Origin of the sequence: Paenarthrobacter sp. Y-19 (genome assembly GCF_029223985.1) — a bacterium.
GTDB lineage: Bacteria > Actinomycetota > Actinomycetes > Actinomycetales > Micrococcaceae > Arthrobacter > Arthrobacter nicotinovorans.
This window is the reverse complement of sequence record NZ_CP119414.1, coordinates 2,599,667-2,615,107: the sequence shown is the minus strand read 5'-3', so window position 1 is coordinate 2,615,107 and position 15,441 is coordinate 2,599,667. Positions and strand designations below refer to the sequence as shown.

Here is a 15,441-nt window from a genome sequence, read left to right as displayed (position 1 = left end):
TGACTCCCGGTTTGGGAGGAGCTATGTACTGAGGCTGGCCATACGGAGGTCCCGGTGGCCATGCAGGACCGGGGGCGCCCTGCCAATTCTGTGCCTGGTTTTGGGGGGCCGTCCACGCCGGCGGTCCGCCCCACTGCGGTTGGTTACCCCACGCAGGCTGTGCCCCGGGCACCTGGCCACCCGGTACTTGACCACCGGGTACTTGACCACCGGGCGGCATCCCGTATGGTGGCTGGTTTCCCCTCGCCGGCTGGCCACCTGTCGGCGAATGATGGCCGTGGTCTGGCTGTGACACGTTTCCTCCCCATGAGGTCCGGTCCGCCGACAGTCGACGTCCCCCAGGCGGACCTTCGCACCCAGCCTATAGTCCCGCCGTCGTCCCTCATAGCCCGCCGCACGAGCAGTGTTTGCGGGCGTGCCGCGCCCCGGTGCAGTACGGTGGAACTGCCCCTTGGGCGCCATGCCGTGCACGGCGCCCAACAGGACAAAGACTTGGTGATAAGGGAATATATAACTATGAAGGCACGCATTCTGGTAGTTGACGACGACGAAGCACTCGCAGAGATGATTGGCATCGTCCTGCGGAATGATGGCTTCGAGCCGGTGTTCTGCGCAGATGGCGGCCAAGCACTGGACGTGTTCCGTTCGTCCAAGCCGGACCTGGTGCTGCTGGACCTTATGCTGCCTGGCTCTGACGGCATCGAGGTATGCCGGCAAATCCGTGGGGAATCGGATGTTCCGATCGTCATGCTCACCGCCAAGTCGGACACCTCGGATGTAGTCCGCGGACTCGAATCCGGTGCAGACGACTACGTTCCGAAGCCCTTCAAGCCCGCCGAACTGGTTGCCCGCGTCCGTGCGCGACTGCGTCCGGGCGACCAGAAGGCCCCCGAGACCTTGCGCATTGCGGACGTGACCATCGACGTCGCCGGTCACCTGGTGACCCGTGGGGGAGACCGCATCTCGCTTACTCCCCTCGAGTTCGACCTCCTGGTTGCCTTGGCGCGGAAGCCGTGGCAGGTCTTTACCCGTGAATTGCTCCTGGAACAGGTCTGGGGCTACCGGCATGCCGCTGACACGCGTTTGGTCAACGTCCACGTCCAGCGTCTGCGCTCCAAGATTGAACGCGATCCTGAAGCGCCCGAGGTCGTTTTGACGGTGCGTGGTGTCGGATATAAAGCAGGTTCCTGAGTCTCCGGTCGGGAAGACCGGCACGCCTGGAGAAGCCCAGGGATCATCAGGTCCTGACGCAGAAGGCGTGGGTACCGGAAGCCCGGCTCTGCCGTCCACACCGGAACCATCACCACCGCGGCCGGTCCGGAACCTGCCGTGGTTCTTCTCACGTGCCCGGATCTGGACGCGTCGCGGGCTGATCCTGGTCCTTCGGGTTTCCCGCCTCGTTTCCATCGGCGTACGCCAGATCAAACCGGGGTTGCGCTTCCTGTGGCGTTCGATCCTCCGCCGCTGGCGGCGTTCCCTGGAGTTCCGCACGGTCCTCACCACCTTGCTGCTGGCCGTTACATCCTTCGCGATCGTCGGCGCCTACCTGTCCAACCAGATCGCCAACAACCTCTTCCAGGAACGCCTGGCCCAGGCTGAATCGGAGTCCCGCTACAACGTCAAACAAGTCCAGGACACGTTCGACGGCGCACAGGTCACCGACCAGTCGAGCGTCATCACCCTCGTCTACGACACGTTGACAGCAGTCGAAGGCCGCGGCTCGGTCATCCAGCGAAGGTATGTCTTCGAAGCGGCACCGGAGCAGACCAAACCCCGCAACCGGTGGGTCGAGTCGCGTGCCTCGGACCAGCTGACCATCCGGGTAATACCCCCCGACCTCCGCAAGGCCGTTCAAGAAGGTGGCAAGCAACAGTTCTGGGCACCTACCCAATTCCCGGTGGGCAATGAGGACCGCCCCGGCATTGCCGTTGGAAACAAAGTCACCTTCAATGGCACTGTCTATGAGCTTTACCTGATTTACGACCTCAACACCGCGCAACAGACCCTGGACGAGATCCAGAATGTTCTGTGGGCAGGAGGTGCAGCCCTTGTCCTGATGATCGGTGCCATTGCCTGGTACGTCACGCGAAACGTCGTCAGTCCGGTCAGCCATGCCGCCGTCGTCTCGGAGAAGCTGGCTGCAGGGCAGCTGCAGGAACGCATGGTTGTGAAGGGCGAAGACGAAGTAGCCAGGTTGGGCGCATCCTTCAACCACATGGCGGCAAGCCTTCAGGAACAGATCACCCAGTTGGCTACTTTGTCGCAGATGCAGCAACGCTTCGTCTCCGATGTGTCCCACGAATTGCGAACTCCGTTGACCACCGTGCGGATGGCGGCCGAAGTCCTCTTCGATGCCCGTGAGGATTTCGACCCCATGAACAAGAGGTCGGCCGAGTTGTTGTACTACCAGGTTGAGCGCTTCCAGTCATTGTTGTCGGACCTGCTGGAAATCTCCCGCTTCGACGCTGGTGCCGCTGTCCTCGACGCCGAACCCCAGGACATCTTCCAGGTCGTAGCCCATGTGATGGAAGGCGCGGCTCCCGTGGCCGAAGAGTACGGTTCGGAAGTCCGCCTCAACGCGCGGGAGAAGAACATCATCGTGGAGATGGATTCGCGGAGAATCGAAAGGATCCTCCGCAACCTGTTGCTGAACGCGCTTGAACACGGCGAAGGCAAACCGATCCATATTTCGGTCGCGGCCAACCACGACGCCGTGGCCGTGTCCGTCAGGGACCACGGCATAGGTATGAGCCAGGCTGAGGCGGCCCGGGTATTCGATCGTTTTTGGCGCGCGGACCCCGCACGTGCCCGGACCACTGGTGGCAGCGGCCTTGGCCTTTCAATCGCGGCCGAGGACACCAAACTCCACAACGGGTGGCTGCAGGCATGGGGCCAAAAGGGCTCCGGATCCAACTTCCGGTTGACACTGCCTCTCCGGCAGGGAGGTTCGATCGTCAAGTCCCCGCTGCTGCTTGAGCCTGCAGACATTGATTTCCCCGGTTCCGCAAGTGAGCGCCAAGTACTTGTGATCGGTACTGAAAACACCAGCACCGCGCCTGAATCCTCATCGGACAGCGAAGAGCCGGCCGCCCGGGATCACGAAGCAGGGGAGAAGCCATGACTCAGCCCGGACGCCGGCGCCGCGGGGTAATCCTCGCGCTGTTGGCTGTCATCATGCTGCTGCTCTCATCCTGTGCACAGATTCCGCGTTCGGGCCCGGTTGGCAAGAGCAAGGACGAAGGCGCTGGAAATCCCAACGCACCGGTGTTTTTCCCCGCTGCGCCCCGTGAGGGATCAAGTCCCGAAGCGATCATCGAGGACTTCTACATGGCCGGCAGCGGCTATGAGGATGACTATCCTGTGGCCCGCCAGTACTTGACGCAGGCCCAGTCGGTTACGTGGAAGCCGGATAAGCGGGCGATCGTTTTCCGCGAGGCAGAAGTGGTCAAGTCCTCCGGGGAAAACGAGTACCTTTACGTGCTCGACCTCGCCTACTCCGTGGACGCCGACGGCGTTGCGACGCAATACCCGCCCGGGACCAAGGAGACCATCCCGCTGACGCTCGAACAGGTGGAGGGTCAGTGGCGGATCTCCAAGGTGCCGGACGGAACCGCGATTCCCGAGGAAACGTTCAAGGTGATCTACGGAGCGTTCCCCATCTACTTCTATGACCCAACCTTCACCTATGCGGTGCCCGATTACCGGTGGTTCATCAAGAAGAACACGGTCAAATCCATGACCAGTGCCTTGCTGGCCGGTCCGGCGCCGTATCTGCGGGGGGCAGTTGTCAGTGCCTTCCCGTCAGGAATGAAGCTCGCGCGTGAATCCGTTCCGGTCGTTTCAGGTGCTGCGCAGGTGGATCTCTCGGCCAAGGAGTTGTTCGACGCTTCTGCGGAAGACCGCCAAAGGATGCAGAACCAGTTGGCTCTAACGTTCCGTAGCCAACCGGATGTCATCAACGTGCAATTGCGGGCAGACCAGGACCTGGTCCGTGTGGAAGACAATGGCACGGTCCTGCCACCAGTGGTGGACAAGACCGTTCCGGCCCGGCAGATCGCGGTGAACAACGGCGAGCTGGTTCGTTACGAAAACAACCGGATCACGCCGCTCCCCGATATCCAGTCGGTCGCCGGGCTCGGTCCGCATTCGCCTGCCGAATCACCGGCATCCCAGACAACTGCCTTCCTCAACGGGGACAAGACCACCCTTTATTCGATCGAACCCGGCCAGCCCGCCCGCCAGCTGACTACCAGAAGTACCCTCACCGGTCCATCCTTCAGTCCGCAGGACTGGGTGTGGACAGCGGGTCCGGGGGCCAACGGGGCGGCAGAAGTGGTGGCCTACAAACCCACCGGCATCGCGCCCGGTATGGCAATTCCCAACGTGACCATAACCCCGTCATGGCTTTCCGGTCGCACCGTGAAGGACTTCAGGGTTTCCCGGGAGGGAACCAGGGCGCTGGTCATTTCCGAGGCCAACGGGAAATCCACCGTGCAGATCGCCGGCATCGTCCGGAATCCCGATGGCGTGCCCAAGGATCTCACTGCTCCCATCACGCTCCTCACCACCGGGGCGGCAGACCAGGGAGTCTGGGTGAATGCTTCGACCGTGGCAGTGATGTCCGCTTCGGCCACGTCCACAGTGGTTCCGGAGCTGCTCTCCCTCGCATCGGGTGAAGCACAACAACTCGCACCCTGGGATGGCCTGACCAGCATCAGCGCGGGCAATGGTCCCGAGCAGATCTTCGGCCAATCCGAGGCCGGAATCTTCCAACGGGTCGGAAACGGCTGGGAGCTGCAACTCAAAGGTCCCACGGAGCCGGCTTTCCCAGGGTGAGACCTGCGGACAGAGTATCCACATAGCACGCTTCGTATCTTCATCCTTCGCTGGCCCCGGTACAAACTGGGTCGATGAACCTTTCACCCGGCAGTTGGCCGTCCAGCGGAGGAAGCCGTACCGCACCGGACCCTGACCTGCTGGCGCCCGACCCGGGGAGGGCACGTCGCCGCGGACGGGACGACAGTCGGATTGCCCGGCTGATTGCGGCCTTGGAAGGCGCGCTGGAAGACCTTCGGACAATTGTGGTTCCGGTCGAATGCGTCTGTTGCGGTGCGGAAGATACCGTCCTTTGCGCAGGCTGCGCCAAGCGTGTGCGCCAATTGTGTGGTCAGCCCTTCCGGGCAGAGCTGCAATCGCCGGCCCTTGTTACTGTCGACGGCGGAGCGAGGCTCGGCGTGGTGGCTGCGGGACCCTACCGGGACGAATTGGCACAATGCCTGCTCTCGTTCAAGCATTACGGCCAGTGGCGTCTGGCGGGTGTTTTGGCAGGTTGCCTTGGGAAGGCCGTGGATGCTGCCGTCGGCAATGAGAGCGGCTACTGCCTTGTGCCCGTTCCCACCAGCGGCGGCGCCTACCGTAAGCGCGGATTCAGTCCACTGCATTTGATGCTCCTCATACTCCGGTTGCGCCACTCGCAGGCCCAATGCCCACACCGTGATGTGCTGACCAAGGTGCGGTTTTTACCCTTCCGCAGGGACGGTCGGGGATCCCTTCAGGCACTGTTGCCAGGAATCGCGGATGCAATTCCGGGTCGTCAAGGCAGCGACGGCGGTTCAGGCCAGAAGGGGCTGGGGCGCGGAGAAAGGGCTCGCAAAGTCAGGGGTTCCATGCGCGTCAGGCGTACACGGACCAGACTGATCCGGGGAATGGGATGCATCCTTGTGGACGACGTCCTCACGACAGGGGCAACCCTTGCCGAGGCAGCACGTGCGGTGGAGGCCGCAGGAGGCGTGGTCTGCGGAGCAGTCGTGTTGGCGGCCACGAGGCCACCAGCCTACGCCTCAATCGCGCCCGCACACGACCACCTGTGAAGCTGTTAAGACTCAATCAAAAAATAAGTGGCCAAAGGATGAATAACGCGTTGCGATGAACTAACGTCGATTGTGGGTACCAAGAAAAGATGTACCTGTCGATAGCGGCTCGGAAAGGGGCTCGACTGTCCGTCAGATCAGCCCCCAACAGTGCCGTTGTCGTGTCACCTGAGTTATTTGGAGGGCACCATGGAGTTCATGATCAGCGGACGAAATCTGACAGTTTCAGACCGCTTTCGCGAATACGCCGGCGAGAAAATCTCAAAGATTGAATCGTTGGGGGACAAGGTCCAGCGAGTAGACGCCAAGGTTTCCAAGGAAACCAATCCCCGGCAGACGCCGGGTGAGCTCACCGTCGAAGTGACAGTCCTGGGCCGTGGCCCCGTCATCCGTGCAGAGGCCACAGCCGCTGACAAATTCGCTGCCTTCGATCTGGCGTACAACAAGCTGCTTGAGAGGCTTCGTCGTGCGAAGGACCGGAAAAAGGTGCACCACGGCCGGCACACGCCCAAGGCCGTGCGGGAAGCTACGGCAACTCTTGAACCCGCAAGTGCCAACGAGCCTCTCTACGTGGAGGCCAGCAACCACCAGGAGGCTGCTGCGGAAACAGTGGAGCATTCTCCTTATGACATCGAGAACGACATCCCCGCCGGCGACTCGCCTGTTTTGATCCGCCGGAAGGTGTTCCCCGCGGCATCCCTGACCCTGGATGACGCGGTGGACAACATGGAACTGGTGGGGCACAACTTCTACCTCTTCCTGGATAAGGAAACCAACGCTCCATCGGTTGTCTATCGGCGCAGTGGCTGGACCTACGGTGTGATTACCCTCGATTCCACCTGCGAACCCGGCGAAGATGCCGTCGAGGAGAAAATCCTCGCGTATCGGTCCGATGACCAAGCAGCCACCGCCAAGTAAGGCCTGCATCTGACGAAGGGATACCAATGACCGCTTCGCTGAGCCTCTCGCAGGCACGGCGGATCGCATTGGCAGCTCAAGGATTGGCAAAGGTCCGGCCCGCTGGCCCCGTGACTTCACGGGCAGTGGGCCGGACCTTTGCCCAACTGCAGCTTGTCCAGATCGATTCTGTCAATGTCCTCGCGCGCAGCCACTACCTTCCGTTCTTCTCGCGGCTGGGAAACTACGACACCAACATTCTTTTCAACCTCTCGTCCCGCAAGCCGCGGAAAATGATGGAGTACTGGGCGCACGAGGCAAGCTTCATACGACCCGAGCATTTTGCGGACCTGCTTCTGTGGCAAAAGCGGGCGTGGGTGGGGGCGCATCGCCTGGATCCGGGTATTCGTCGGGACATGGAAGACCGGATTTTGGCGGCTCTGGGCAGCGGGCCGCCCATGACGGCGTCGGAACTCACCGCAAAACTCGGACACAATCCCGCAGCCGATCGCGATAACTGGGGCTGGAACTGGAACATCGTCAAAAGGGTCCTGGAGCACCTTTTTGAAGAAGGGCGCGTTTCAGCCGCTTCGCGGACTCCCCAGTTTGAGCGCAAATACACCCCCACCTCCCGGGTGGTCTCCACCTATCCCACGGCTGCCGTGGATGCTGAGGAAGCCCTTGACCGCCTTATTGAGGCAGCAGCCCAGGCCCACGGCATAGGAACCGTTAGGTGCTTTTCCGACTACTTCCGGACGCCGCTCAAAGCGGGGGCGGAATCAGTCCGAAGGCTGGTGGGCGCGGGCGTGCTGGAGCCAGTGACGGTCCGGGGATGGGAACGGGAGACTTTCAAGCACGTCAATGCCAGGCTTCCACGGAAGGCCGAAGGGCGGGCGCTGCTGAGTCCCTTTGACTCCCTTGTCTTCGAACGGCGGCGTCTTGAGGAACTGTTTGGATTCCACTACCGGATCGAGATCTACACCCCTGCCGCGAAGCGCCGGTTCGGCTATTACGTGCTGCCCTTCCTGCTCAGGGAGGGCCTCGCAGCCAGGGTTGACCTGAAGGCAGACCGTGCATCAGGTCAGCTGCTGGTTCGCTCGGCGTTCCGTGAGCCGGACGCGCCGGCGGATACCGCCGTCGAGCTCGCTGCTGAACTTGGGCTCATGGCGACTTGGCTCGGACTGCAGGAAGTGGTGGTGTGGCCGGTAGGGGATCTCGCCGGTGACCTGGCGGACGCGGTTACAGGACGTCCGGCGCCTCCCTATGCCGAACCCCGAAACGCCAGTCCGCTCAGAGGTGAACCCGGCCACGCTGCCTTGGTCTCTCCCGTAGACTGAAACAGCCAGAATTCGGCAGCATGAGACTGGGAGCACTTTCACGTGGCATCACTAATCGAAAAACTTCTCCGCACGGGTGACAAAAAGACCCTCAAGCAACTGCGGAACTATGCCGATTCCATCAATGCCCTGGAAGACTCTTTCAAGTCCTTCACGGATGCCGAACTTCGTGCCGAAACGGACATTCTTCGGTCCCGGTACCAGGATGGGGAGACGCTGGACGCGTTGCTGCCGGAAGCCTTCGCTGCTGTGCGTGAAGCCTCGTCCCGAACCCTGGGCATGCGCCACTTCGACGTCCAGCTCATGGGCGGCGCAGCACTTCACCTGGGCAACATCGCTGAAATGAAGACCGGTGAAGGCAAGACCCTCGTCGCTACTGCGCCGGCTTACTTGAATGCGCTCACCGGCAAGGGCGTGCACGTGGTGACGGTCAATGACTACCTGGCTGAATACCAGTCCGAGCTCATGGGCCGCGTCTACCGCTTCCTTGGCCTCACCAGCGGTTGCATCCTCTCCAACCAGGATCCAACGATCCGCAGGGAGCAGTACGCAGCAGACATTACCTACGGCACCAACAACGAATTCGGCTTCGACTACCTCCGGGACAACATGGCCTGGGACGCCAGCGAGCTGGTTCAGCGCGGACACAACTTCGCGATTGTGGATGAAGTCGACTCGATCCTCATCGACGAGGCACGTACACCGCTCATCATTTCCGGTCCGGCCCAAGGCGACACGAACCGCTGGTACAGCGAATTTGCCAAGGTTGTCCTTCGGCTCCAGCCCGACGTCGACTATGAAGTCGACGAGAAGAAGCGAACCGTCGGAGTCCTCGAAGCCGGTATTGAAAAGGTGGAGGACTACCTCGGGATCCAAAACCTTTACGAATCGGCCAACACGCCGCTCATCGGCTTCCTGAACAACGCCATCAAGGCCAAGGAACTTTTCAAGCGGGACAAGGATTACGTCATCCTCGACGGCGAGGTCCTGATTGTTGACGAGCACACCGGCCGTATCCTGGCCGGACGGCGCTACAACGAAGGTATGCACCAGGCCATTGAGGCCAAGGAAAACGTCGAGATCAAGGCTGAGAACCAGACCCTCGCCACAGTGACGTTGCAGAACTACTTCCGCATGTACTCAAAGCTCTCCGGCATGACCGGTACGGCAGAGACTGAAGCCGCCGAATTCATGAGCACGTACAAGCTCGGCGTGGTTCCCATTCCCACCAACCGTGACATGCAGCGCATCGACCAGTCGGACCTCGTCTACAAGAACGAGGTTGTAAAGTTCGACGCCGTCGTTGCGGATATCGCCGAGCGCCACGAGAACGGCCAGCCTGTGCTGGTCGGTACCACGAGTGTTGAGAAGAGCGAATACCTTTCCAAGCTGCTGGCCAAGGAAGGCATCCGCCACGAAGTCCTGAACGCAAAGAACCACGCCCGGGAAGCATCCATCGTTGCCCAGGCCGGTCGCAAGGGTGCAGTTACGGTCGCAACCAACATGGCCGGCCGTGGCACCGACATCATGCTGGGCGGCAACGCCGAATTCACCGCCATTGCCGAGCTCGCCAAGCGCGGACTGGACCCGGAGGAGAATTCCGAAGAGTACGAGGCCGCCTGGCCCGAGGCCCTCGCCGCAGCGAAGCAGGCCGTCAAGGACGAACACGAAGAAGTGCTGAACCTGGGTGGGCTTTACGTCCTGGGTACGGAACGACATGAATCCCGCCGGATCGACAACCAGTTGCGCGGCCGTTCCGGACGCCAGGGCGACCCCGGTGAATCCCGTTTCTATCTCTCCCTCACGGACGACCTCATGCGGCTGTTCAATTCGGGGGCAGCTGAGCGGCTCATGAACAGCTCGGTACCTGACGACGTCGCACTCGAGTCAAAGCTTGTCTCACGTGCCATCGCCTCGGCCCAGGGCCAGGTGGAAGCCCGCAACGCGGAACAGCGCAAGAACGTCCTGAAATACGACGACGTCCTCAACCGCCAGCGTGAAGCAATCTACGGCGACCGCCGTCGGATCCTTGAGGGCGATGACCTGCACGAAAAGGTCCAGTACTTCCTTGAGGACACCATCAACTCCCTCATTGATGCAGCAACGGCCGAAGGCAATGGCGACGACTGGGACTTCAACCAGCTGTGGACGAACCTGAAGACCCTGTACCCGGCGACGGTAACCCCTGAAGAAGTCATTGAGGAAGCCGGCGGCAAGTCGAGGATTACGGCTGATTTCCTGCGCGAAGAGATCCTCTCCGATGCGCGCCTCGTCTATCAGGCACGCGAAGAAGCCATCGGTTCCGAGAGCATGCGGGAACTGGAACGCCGCGTTGTACTGTCGGTTCTTGGGCGTAAATGGCAGGAACACCTTTACGAGATGGACTACCTCAAGGAGGGAATCGGGCTCCGAGCAATGGCGCAGCGTGATCCGCTGGTGGAATACCAGCGCGAAGGCTTCGTGATGTTCCAGAGCATGATGGAGGCCATCCGCGAGGAGAGCATCGGTTTCCTGTACAACCTTGAGGTGGAAGTGACGCCGGCCGAGGACGTCGTAGTGGCGGATGATTCGGCAGCCGGGGGACACACAGAACATCACGATCCCCAGATCCGGGCCGCTGGCCTGCAGGCACCGGAGAAACCGGCCCAATTGCAGTACACCGCACCCGGTGAAGATGGCGCTACGCAGACGCGGATCGAAGGACGTGCGTCGGGCCGGTCAGGGAACCCTGCCAAGGCAGCAAGCCAAGAACAGCGCAAACCGGCGAAGAAGAAGCGCCGCTAGGAACAATAAGCGTTAGGAACAACAAGGGGGCGATCCCACGGACATACCGGTCCGGGGATCGCCCCTTAGCCTTATCCGGACTTGTGGACCCCGGCCCGGACTCCCATGGACTCAGCCGATCTCCAGCGCAGTAACCTGCCACAACCCGTCGGTCCGTTCGAGTCGCATGGCAACCGCACGGCAACGGCCCTCTTCAGCGACGACGATGCTGGCTTCGCAAATTGATTCACTGATGGAACAAGCGCGAACCGAACGGACCATCGGGCTGAGGTGCGGTTGTGGACTTCCCTTGCTGCGCGCTGCATGTTTGCGGGTCAGAGCCGCGCGATGTTGAAGGGCCAAATAGCATTCAGGGTCCAGCGAGCGCGACAACTGCACAAGCGGACGCGTGCCTGCAAGAACCTCAAGGGCGGCCTGGGCAATACTGCGCGCCACCAACCGGATGTCTGTGTCGGCCCCTTTTGTCGAGCCGGACGAGGCGCTGGCACGTTGGGTGCCTTGGCGGATTGGGGGCCGGTTTGCGGTTGCAACGGACAAGGTCATACCTCTGGCATTCACTACATGAGCCAAAGCGCGGGGAACGCTTATGCTCGGGTGGCTTCTGCTGGGATGACGCTGGGGTTTGCTGTGAGGCTTGCTGCCGCCCCTGAGTAGGCGGCTGTTTCATTGAGTCCGGGTGTGACGTTGCCGCTGCTATGCGGGTTCGGGAGGTTGAAGGATTTGGCCTGGAAGCAGTACGGCGGGGTTGTCACCGATGACAGAGCGGTTCGCGGCGTACCACTTCGGCCATGCGGCGGCAACATCCACGTCAGTCGAAAACGGTGCCAGCCTCGAGGCGGCTATGGACCAGAGTGTGTCCCCGGCTTTTACCTCCACACCGCTCACGCTCCCGGGTGCGGCTGCTGCATCGCGGGATCCTGGCTGGCTGAGTAGCCCTGGAACAACCACGGGTGGCCGGGGTCGCCAGCCCGGATCGGGCGCGGTGGACGTTGTGTTGCTGCGGTCAGCTCCGCCCGTGGCTGCAGGAGACGGCTCCGTGAGGACTGCGCGGCCGTGCGTGGAAGTCGGAATCCACTCCGGCGTTGGTTGGACGTCTGCCTGAGCCAAGCCACCGCCAAGGAGGTTCATGCCCAGTACGGCTATCGCAAGCCTGACCATGAACGGGGGACTGAACCTGGAGAGGGCAGTGGCTCTGTTGCCGGCGCCCACCCGGTGGAGGAGGGCGGCGAGAAATGCCATCACTAGGGAAAGCACCCACCAGGCAACTATCGCTGTTCCCGCGGCGCTTGCAGCAAATCCTGCCAACACATCAAAGGAAAGGCTCTGATGATGTCGTTGGGAAGTCTGCCATTGGCCGACGAGGATGTTGCCTGCCAGCGCCAGAAGGAGTCCCAGCCCAAGGATCGCCACAGCAAGCCCGGTGTCTCTCCGCAAGGTTCGTGCCATTCAAAGCCCCCAAGCTTCGTTTGATGCAATTTGATGCAGTTTGATCAATCTGGAGTCCATTTTTGGCACACTTTTTCATGCCTGTCCAATCGTGGGTCTGTCTTAACGGGCAGGGATTGGCGTTGGCTCCGTAATGCAGCCTAGTCTGACGACATGAGATGGGACTCTCTCTTCAACGATTTGGAAGCACAATTTTTGGCTGAACGGGCCTTGGAGAGGGAAACGGAGATCACTGAACGGGCCAGAGTGGAGCTGGCGACGATCCAACTCACCGATCGGTTACGTGCCCTGGGTGCCGCGAAGGTCAAAGTGGTCCTCTCCGGCGGCGCGACGCTCCTCGGGGTGGTTACCCACGTTGGAGGTGAGTGGTTGGTCCTGACCGAGGGCGTCCGGCAATGGCTGGTTCCCTTCCCTTCGGTCCTCAGTTATCAGGGACTGGGCCGGTATGCGCAGAAGGCCTCTCCGCGGCTCCAATCTCCGCTGGGTATGGCCACAGCGCTGAGGGCGTTGGCCAGGAACCGGGCGTCGGTGATTGTGCATTTAGGCGCGTTGGCCAACGGGGGTCTCGAGTTGAGGGGTGTCATCGACAGGGTGGGGCGGGATCACTTTGATGTCGCTGTGGTGCAAGACGGTGAAGTCCGGCGCCCCGGCAATGTGGCCAGTGTTGTCACTGTCCCCTTCGGGTCGCTCGTGGCGCTCAGCTCAGCCAGCGGCCAGGAGCTCTAGGCGCTCCGGCTGCCAGGCTGGCCTGACTTGGATTTGGCCTCTTCTATCATTCGGCTGGCTTCGGCGTATCGGTCTTGAATGTACTGCTCGAGCATCGTCTCTTCGATACGCCATTGTCCGCGCCCTCCCACTTGGATTGCTTTGAGCTCCCCGCTGCGGACGAGGGCGTACGCCTGGGGGGAATTTATCTGGAGCTGTTCGGCGACATCGGCCAATGTCAGGAATCGGGGCATGGCTCCATTTTGCCACTCACACTGTCGTTTGGTGTAGTTATCCACAGTTTCGGCCCATTTGCGGCCACTGGCTTTGGGGTGGATATCGCCCGACGGTAAGAATGGGGAGGCGGGTCCGCCGACCATGCTCACAACACGTCCTGGGGGAGTAGACAAACATGGGTCCAATTGCACCTCTTGCCGCCGCACGCATCAGCAAGCCTTCGTGGAAGGACCCCCGGCTGCTGATAGGCGTCCTGCTGGTGCTCCTGTCAGTGGCCGGAGCAGTTGCCTTGGTTGGAAGTGCTGACAAAACGACGCAGGTATACGCCGCCCGGGAAGAGATCGCGGTCGGCCAGCAGATAACCACTGAGGACCTTTCCATCGTCAAGGTCCGTTTGGATGAGGTTGAGGAAGGCTACATCACCGTTGAGGATGGCCTGTCAGCCGGGAAGGTCGCCCTGCAGCGGGTGGCCAGGAACCAGCTGCTGCCCCGTGAAAGCCTCGGCACAGCCGATGCGTTGGACAGAAAGCCTGTGGCCATTGCCATGGACGGGGAGTTGCCGGCCCAGGCGGGCCCAGGGGCCCGGGTGGATGTTTGGGTTGCCATGCCTGGAGCGGCTGCGGCTTATGAGGATCCGCAGCTGCTGCTGCCGGGCGCTGAGATCGCGCAGATCGTCCCCGGCTCTGCCACATTGGGAGCGGCGAAAACCTCAACGGTGCTCGTCCTGGTCACAGACGGGCAGATGCCAAAACTGCTCGGGGCGCAGGCCAACAAGGCCAAGGTTTCCGTGGTCTGGAATCCAGCGGGACGGGTCTCATGAGTATCCCCGTCGTAACCGTTGGTGCCGCCCAGGAAGCCGTCATTGAGGGGCTGGAACGCCTGCACGGCCCTGTGACGGTTGTCCGACGCTGTTCAGAACTCGCCGAACTGATGGCTGCGTGCCAGAGCGGTTTGGCGCTGGCGGCCATAGTCGGTGACGGCTGCGAGGAACTCACCACGACGTTGGTGGACAGGCTTGCGGCGGTAGGTGTCTCTATCCTCGCCTTGACCGATAATCCCGATGAAGCCGGGCGGCTCCGCTCCATCGGAGTTGTTGCCGCGTCCTCGGATATTGAACCCAAAGCCCTCGCGGACGAGATTTCCCAAGCAGTGGCACGCGCCAGCCGTTATGGTCGGGCCGACAATGGCCTCAGCGCGGGTTTCGCGGATCCAAGTGTTGAACCGCCGCAGCTGGCGCTGCCGGATGGGAAATCGGAAGAGCCCAGTGATGGTGCGGGGCGCATCTTCGCGGTGTGGGGGCCAACCGGTGCCCCGGGCAGGACTTTGCTTGCGGTCAACATGGCGGCGGAATTGGCCGCTGATGGTCAGTCGGTCATCCTGGTGGACGCGGATAGCTACGGAGCCAGCGTGTCGGCGATGCTGGGCCTTCTGGACGAGTCGGCTGGTTTGGCCCAAGCGTGCAGACTCGCCGACCAGGGCCTGCTCGATGCCGATGCCCTGGCGGGTACGGCCAGCCGCGTCTTCACCAAGGCGGGTTCTTTTCGCGTTTTGACCGGGACCACGCGGGCGGACCGTTGGACTGAACTACGGGCCGCAGCTCTGACTCGCGTTTTGGAGAGAGCCAGGCAGCTGGCCGACACTGTGGTAATTGACGTGGGCTTCTGTCTCGAATCCGATGAAGAACTCAGCTTTGACACTTTGGCTCCAAGGCGTAACGCGGCAACACTTCGCAGTCTTGAGCTGGCCGACGTTGTCTTTGCCGTGGGGACCGCAGATGCCATCGGCGTGCCACGGCTGGTGCGGGGTTTGGCTGAGCTGGCAGAGGTTGTTCCGCAGGCGTCGCCACGAATTGTGTTGAACAAAGTCAAGCGATCAGCCGTTGGATATGCCCCGCACCAACAGTTGCAGGATGCCTGGAACCGGTACGGTCCAGGCGCGGGCATCGACGCTTACCTCCCCTCGGATCCGCTCGCTTGCGATACGGCGCTGCTCACGGGATCTGTGCTCTTGGAATGCGCACCCGATTCAGAGCTGAGGATTGCCATCGCCGGCCTCGTATGTGCACCTGTCCATCAAAAACGCAATTCCTTTGGGCGAAGTATCAGAGCCCTGCAGCGCCTTAAGCGCTAGGCTCGGCATGTGGGCTGCAGAGTCGCAGCAATCAA

At 61.6% G+C, this 15,441-nt stretch carries 14 protein-coding genes; 10 read left to right on the top strand and 4 right to left on the bottom strand.

Annotated elements, in window-relative coordinates:
• The first annotated feature begins 516 nt into the window (after positions 1-516).
• The 3 genes from mtrA (at position 517) to PYR64_RS12230 (ending at position 4,836) form a co-directional block, all read left to right on the top strand.
• Complete coding sequence (gene mtrA, locus PYR64_RS12240; RefSeq protein ID WP_018776443.1) at positions 517-1,191, top strand: MtrAB system response regulator MtrA; 675 nt, start codon at positions 517-519, stop codon at positions 1,189-1,191.
• Between the two features lie 67 nt (positions 1,192-1,258).
• Positions 1,259-3,121 carry an MtrAB system histidine kinase MtrB gene (mtrB, locus tag PYR64_RS12235; RefSeq protein WP_275775456.1) on the top strand — a complete coding sequence of 621 codons (1,863 nt, stop codon included), beginning with the start codon at positions 1,259-1,261 and terminating at the stop codon, positions 3,119-3,121.
• Complete coding sequence (locus PYR64_RS12230; RefSeq protein ID WP_018776441.1) at positions 3,118-4,836, top strand: LpqB family beta-propeller domain-containing protein; 1,719 nt, start codon at positions 3,118-3,120, stop codon at positions 4,834-4,836. Before mtrB ends, PYR64_RS12230 begins: the two co-directional genes overlap by 4 nt.
• Positions 4,837-4,919: 83 nt before the next feature.
• Here PYR64_RS12230 and PYR64_RS12225 read toward each other — a convergent pair whose 3' ends face one another.
• Entirely contained in the window at positions 4,920-5,441 is a 522-nt protein-coding gene (locus PYR64_RS12225) for a hypothetical protein (protein ID WP_229778547.1), read from the bottom strand.
• Positions 5,442-5,705: 264 nt separating this feature from the next.
• Here PYR64_RS12225 and PYR64_RS12220 point away from each other — a divergent pair, with 264 nt between their 5' ends.
• The 4 genes from PYR64_RS12220 to secA all read left to right on the top strand — a co-directional run bounded on the left by PYR64_RS12220 (position 5,706) and on the right by secA (position 10,888).
• Positions 5,706-5,870: a phosphoribosyltransferase family protein gene (locus PYR64_RS12220; RefSeq protein ID WP_229778546.1), complete on the top strand. Its 165-nt coding sequence runs from the start codon at positions 5,706-5,708 to the stop codon at positions 5,868-5,870.
• A 189-nt stretch (positions 5,871-6,059) separates the two neighbouring features.
• Entirely contained in the window at positions 6,060-6,788 is a 729-nt protein-coding gene (gene raiA, locus PYR64_RS12215) for a ribosome-associated translation inhibitor RaiA (protein ID WP_018776439.1), read from the top strand.
• A gap of 26 nt (positions 6,789-6,814) precedes the next feature.
• The gene (locus PYR64_RS12210; protein ID WP_055971966.1) at positions 6,815-8,104 is read left to right on the top strand and encodes a crosslink repair DNA glycosylase YcaQ family protein; all 1,290 of its coding nucleotides are present in this window, start codon (positions 6,815-6,817) and stop codon (positions 8,102-8,104) included.
• Positions 8,105-8,146: 42 nt separating this feature from the next.
• On the top strand, positions 8,147-10,888 hold the full coding sequence (secA, locus tag PYR64_RS12205) for a preprotein translocase subunit SecA (protein ID WP_055971969.1): 2,742 nt from the start codon (positions 8,147-8,149) through the stop codon (positions 10,886-10,888).
• Positions 10,889-10,999: 111 nt separating this feature from the next.
• On the opposite strand, the gene PYR64_RS12200 is transcribed toward secA, so the two are convergent.
• Both PYR64_RS12200 and PYR64_RS12195 read right to left on the bottom strand, forming a co-directional pair.
• Entirely contained in the window at positions 11,000-11,323 is a 324-nt protein-coding gene (locus PYR64_RS12200; RefSeq protein ID WP_229778545.1) for an Rv3235 family protein, read from the bottom strand.
• 258 nt (positions 11,324-11,581) lie between these two features.
• Positions 11,582-12,334, bottom strand: a complete 753-nt coding sequence (locus PYR64_RS12195; protein WP_055971972.1) for a LysM domain-containing protein — start codon at positions 12,332-12,334, stop codon at positions 11,582-11,584.
• Positions 12,335-12,487: 153 nt separating this feature from the next.
• Between PYR64_RS12195 and PYR64_RS12190 the strand changes: the two genes are divergently transcribed.
• Complete coding sequence (locus PYR64_RS12190) at positions 12,488-13,060, top strand: hypothetical protein (RefSeq protein WP_055971976.1); 573 nt, start codon at positions 12,488-12,490, stop codon at positions 13,058-13,060.
• Here PYR64_RS12190 and PYR64_RS12185 read toward each other — a convergent pair.
• The gene (locus PYR64_RS12185) at positions 13,057-13,293 is read right to left on the bottom strand and encodes a helix-turn-helix domain-containing protein (protein ID WP_018776433.1); all 237 of its coding nucleotides are present in this window, start codon (positions 13,291-13,293) and stop codon (positions 13,057-13,059) included. The two genes, PYR64_RS12190 and PYR64_RS12185, sit on opposite strands and share 4 nt — an antisense overlap.
• Before the next feature lie 158 nt (positions 13,294-13,451).
• Between PYR64_RS12185 and PYR64_RS12180 the strand changes: the two genes are divergently transcribed.
• On the top strand, positions 13,452-14,096 hold the full coding sequence (locus PYR64_RS12180) for an SAF domain-containing protein (protein WP_018776432.1): 645 nt from the start codon (positions 13,452-13,454) through the stop codon (positions 14,094-14,096).
• Entirely contained in the window at positions 14,093-15,406 is a 1,314-nt protein-coding gene (locus PYR64_RS12175) for a P-loop NTPase (RefSeq protein ID WP_055971978.1), read from the top strand. The genes PYR64_RS12180 and PYR64_RS12175 overlap by 4 nt, the downstream gene beginning before the upstream one ends.
• Positions 15,407-15,441: the final 35 nt, after the last annotated feature.

Coding starts and splice junctions, on each gene's coding strand:
- mtrA (WP_018776443.1), top strand. CDS start 517: ATGAAGGCACGCATTCTGGTAGTTGACGACGACGAAGCACTCGCAGAG.
- PYR64_RS12230 (WP_018776441.1), top strand. CDS start 3,118: ATGACTCAGCCCGGACGCCGGCGCCGCGGGGTAATCCTCGCGCTGTTG.
- PYR64_RS12225 (WP_229778547.1), bottom strand. CDS start 5,441: ATGCAGTGGACTGAATCCGCGCTTACGGTAGGCGCCGCCGCTGGTGGG.
- PYR64_RS12220 (WP_229778546.1), top strand. CDS start 5,706: ATGGGATGCATCCTTGTGGACGACGTCCTCACGACAGGGGCAACCCTT.
- raiA (WP_018776439.1), top strand. CDS start 6,060: ATGGAGTTCATGATCAGCGGACGAAATCTGACAGTTTCAGACCGCTTT.
- PYR64_RS12210 (WP_055971966.1), top strand. CDS start 6,815: ATGACCGCTTCGCTGAGCCTCTCGCAGGCACGGCGGATCGCATTGGCA.
- PYR64_RS12195 (WP_055971972.1), bottom strand. CDS start 12,334: ATGGCACGAACCTTGCGGAGAGACACCGGGCTTGCTGTGGCGATCCTT.
- PYR64_RS12190 (WP_055971976.1), top strand. CDS start 12,488: ATGAGATGGGACTCTCTCTTCAACGATTTGGAAGCACAATTTTTGGCT.
- PYR64_RS12185 (WP_018776433.1), bottom strand. CDS start 13,293: ATGCCCCGATTCCTGACATTGGCCGATGTCGCCGAACAGCTCCAGATA.
- PYR64_RS12180 (WP_018776432.1), top strand. CDS start 13,452: ATGGGTCCAATTGCACCTCTTGCCGCCGCACGCATCAGCAAGCCTTCG.
- PYR64_RS12175 (WP_055971978.1), top strand. CDS start 14,093: ATGAGTATCCCCGTCGTAACCGTTGGTGCCGCCCAGGAAGCCGTCATT.